This window comes from Mesorhizobium sp. M2A.F.Ca.ET.037.01.1.1 (assembly GCF_003998075.1).
In the GTDB taxonomy this organism is placed as follows: Bacteria; Pseudomonadota; Alphaproteobacteria; order Rhizobiales; family Rhizobiaceae; genus Mesorhizobium.
In genome coordinates this window covers 1-3,751 of record NZ_RZSA01000683.1, presented here as the reverse complement: position 1 = coordinate 3,751, position 3,751 = coordinate 1, and the positions used below count along the sequence as shown (strand labels likewise).

Annotated in this window: 2 protein-coding genes; both read left to right on the top strand. The window is 64.0% G+C overall.

The annotated features are described in order from the left end of the window. Window positions 1–240: 240 nt before the first annotated feature. Window positions 241–885, top strand: coding sequence for a S24 family peptidase (locus tag EOA27_RS26900; RefSeq protein WP_126083385.1), 645 nt, complete (start codon window positions 241–243; stop codon window positions 883–885). Window positions 886–1,015: 130 nt separating this feature from the next. Then, on the top strand, window positions 1,016–3,751 hold a 2,736-nt coding region (locus tag EOA27_RS26895; protein WP_127257684.1), incomplete at its 3' end, for a tetratricopeptide repeat protein.

Here is a 3,751-nt window from a genome sequence, read left to right as displayed (position 1 = left end):
GCCGCGCCGCCTCGTAGCCGCAGCCGACATCGGCGGCGAAAGCGCCGATGCTGCCCCAGCGGTCGATAAGCCCCGAGACGCTCGTGGGCAGTCCCTGGATGCCGGCGGCCAAAGCAGGAATCACTGGTAATGCGGAAATGCTTGCGGGATGCTCATTCATGCGCTAAGCGTACGTTATGTACGAATGATGCGCAAGCGAAATCGTACAATTTGGACGATAAATTTCAGGCATTTTGTACGATGATGGATTCCCGGCACAGATTGCAGCAGGCGCGCGCCCAGGCCGGCTATGCCTCGCCCAGCGATGCCGCGCGGGCGCTGCGCGACATCAACAAAAACACCCTCATCAGCCATGAGAACGGCAACCGGCCGCTGTCGCGGAAAGCCGCCGAGAAGTACGGCCGGCTGTTCGGCGTCGACCCCGGCTGGCTGCTGTTCAATGGCAGTTTGGGGGGCGACAGCGCCGAAGCGGCGCCGGTCAATCTCATGCCCTCGCCCGTCACCATAGACGTGCCGATCGTGTCGTGGATCAGCGCCGGTGAGCTCGGCAGCCAGGACAGCGTCGTCAACCTCTCCGACTATCCGACCATCCCCACCGCCGACCTCGAGGAAGGCGAATGGATCGCGCTGCGCGTCGACGGTCCGTCGATGAACAAGATCTCGCCGCCGGATTCGATCATCTTCGTCAATTTGCGCGACAAGCGGCTGGTGACCAATGGCTGCTATGTGATCTCGGACGAGACGGGACGGGCCACCTACAAACGCTATCGCCCGAATGACAACCCGCCGTTCCAGCCGGCTTCCTACCTGGATATCCCGCCGCCGGAACTGGAGGGCGCGATCACCATCATCGGCCGGGTGAGAAGGTCGATAATCGATATGTGAGGGTGGATCCCTCGGTGCGAGATCGACTTCGGCGGCCCGCTGCAATTTATGCTTGCATTTTAGAACAAAAACAGAACTATATAGGAATTGCCAGCCGCGGTCGCGGCATCTCCGGGGGGAGGATCAAACCATGTCTCGCCGTACCGGCGCGGTCTCGCGCATATTCGTCGCCGTGCTCTCACATGGGCTGGCGTTGGCGGGGGTGACGGTGCTTGGCGCGCTTGCCACGCCCGCCTTTGCCGGGGACTATGCCCTTTGCTTCGGCGACGAAAGCGGCGGTCAGGGCAGTGACCAAAAGGAAGCGAATGTCGACCAGGCCGCGGTCGATCAGCGCATCGCTGCCTGCACGGCGATTGCCGAAGACGATACGCAAGCGGAGCGCCAGCGGATCAAGGCCTATTTCTATCGGGGCTCCGCCCGGGACGACAAGGAGGATTGGGACGGCGCGATTGCCGATTACAACCAGGCGATCGCGCTCGATCCAAAGGCGACCTCGGCGCTGTTCAACCGCGGCACCGACTGGTCCAACAGGGGCGATTACGACCGCGCGATCGCGGACTTCAACATCGTCATCAGCCTCGAACCGTCCGCCAGCGACGCCTTTTCCAGCCGCGGCTCGGCCTTCCTTCGCAAGGGCAAGATCGACGCGGCCATGCTCGATTTCCAGCAGGCGATCGAGGCCGATCCGCAAAACGGTGACGCCCATACGGGCCTCGGCACCGCCTGGAGCAAGACGGGCGAACGCGACAAGGCGATTGCGGAATATGACAAGGCGATCCGCATCGATCCGGCCGATTTCATTGCGCTGGTCAATCGCGGCCTCGCCTACGCCGCCAAGGACGAGTTCGACCGCGCCATTGCCGATTACGACGCCGCGCTGGCCGTGGATCCCAGGAGCGCCGATGCCTATGCCAACCGCAGCGCCGCCTGGATCGGCAAGAGCGACTGGGCGCGCGCCATCGCCGATGCCAACAAGGCGATCGAGCTCGACGCCGGGAACGTCGATGGCTACTACGCGCGAGCGGTCGCCTGGGCGAGCAAGGACAACGACGATCGCGCCCTTGCCGATTTCGACAAGGTGATCGCGCTCGATGCAACCGATGCCAGGGCGTGGCTCGGCCGGTCGCTGATGCGATCACGCAAAGGAGACAGCGCCGGCGCGGCGGCCGACTGCCGCAAGGCCATCGCGCTCGATCCGAAGAAGATTGGCAGTTGCGATGCGGGGCCAGCCGACGCCGAGGTGCCTGTGGCGGAAACGGCGTCCAAGTCGGATCTTTCCTCTTTGACCAAGCAGTTGGAGGCCACCGGCAGGCAAGTTCGTTCAAAACTTGCTGCCGGGGAGATCAGACGAGGGCTGGAGCTGCAGCAACAGGGCGACCTTGCAGGGGCGATCAATTCCTTCAGCATGGCCATCGCAGAGGACCCCGACAACGCCGACGCTGTTTACGACAGGGCGGCGGCAGCGGCCGCAAACGGGGATGACACCCTTGCCGCGAGCGACTGCCGGCGCGCTGTCGAACTCGACCCGCAACGCGCCGGTGCGTGCGCCGCGCTCAAGGCCGGCCAGCAAACCGCTCCGGCCGCGACGACACAGGACCAGGCTGCCCAGGATCAGGCCGCCGCCAGGATACTGGTCGAACGCGCCGGCGCGCGCCTGGCGAAATACGGTGTCGAAGGCGCGCTGCTCGATTTCGACAGGGCAATCGGCCTCGATCCCAAGAATGCCGACGCCTATCTCGGCCGCAGCCGCGCCAGGACGCTCAAAGGCGACCAGGCCGGCGCGGCGGCCGATTGCCGGCGCGCCGTGGAGCTGGATCCCGCGCGATCGGGAAGCTGCGACGAGCAGGCTGCCGGCGATGAGGACAAAGCTGAACAGGCGCAGGACTTGGAGCAGTCGAAGGCGGCGGACGCCGTCGTCGCTCCGGCTGACACCGCGGCTTCGGCCGAGCCAGGTGCGAGTGACGATCTTTCGCCTGCCGATCCGAAGTTGGCGAAGCTTATCGACACCAGCGATCCCCGCGTCCTGGTCGCGGTGGCCAAGGGCGACAGCCTCTTGCACGAAGAAAACTATGACGAAGCGATCGAGGCCTATGAAGAGGCCATCGCGATCGACCCCGAGAGCCCGCTCGCCTATTTCGGTCGAGGCAAGGCTTTTGATGGCAAGAAGGATTTTGCCCGCGCCATCGCCGATTTCGACAAGGCCATCGCCATTATTCCCGACGGCGCCGCGCTCCTCACGCGCCGTGGTCTGGCCAAGGGCGCGGCGGGCGACGCGGACGGCGCGCTTGACGATTGCATCAAAGCTATCAGGCTCGACCCGAAAGCAAGCCGCGCCTTCTTCTGTACTGGAGCGGCCTGGTACGGCACCGGAGACCCGAAACGAGCGATCGAGGCCTTTTCATCGGCGATCGAGATCGATCCGAAAGACGCCGCCAGCTATTATGGCCGCGGCATGGCGCGGGTCGACGCCAAAAACTACGCCGATGCCATTGCCGACTTCGACCAGGCGGCCAAGCTAGACCCGCACAATCCAAACTACGCCGCCGCGCGCAAGGCGGCCACGGCCGCGCAGCAGAAAGGCGGCATGGGCGGTAATTCGATCATGCCATCCTCGAAGGAACTCGCGGCTTTCGTCGATCGCGGCTATGCGTTCTACCACAAGGGCAAATATGATCGTGCGATCGCCGAATTCAACAAGGCGATGGCGATCGATCCGCAAGATGCCTCGCCCTATGTCGGACGGGCCATCGCGCTTGTCGACAAAGGCAAGTACGACGCGGCGATCAAGGACTACAACAAGGTCATCGGGCTCTACCCCGACTATTCGGACGCTTACATCGGTCGCTCCGTCGCGTGGACCAAAAAG

Excerpts from the sequence above, each read along its gene's own strand:
- EOA27_RS26900 (WP_126083385.1), top strand. The coding sequence starts at position 241 with ATGATGGATTCCCGGCACAGATTGCAGCAGGCGCGCGCCCAGGCCGGC.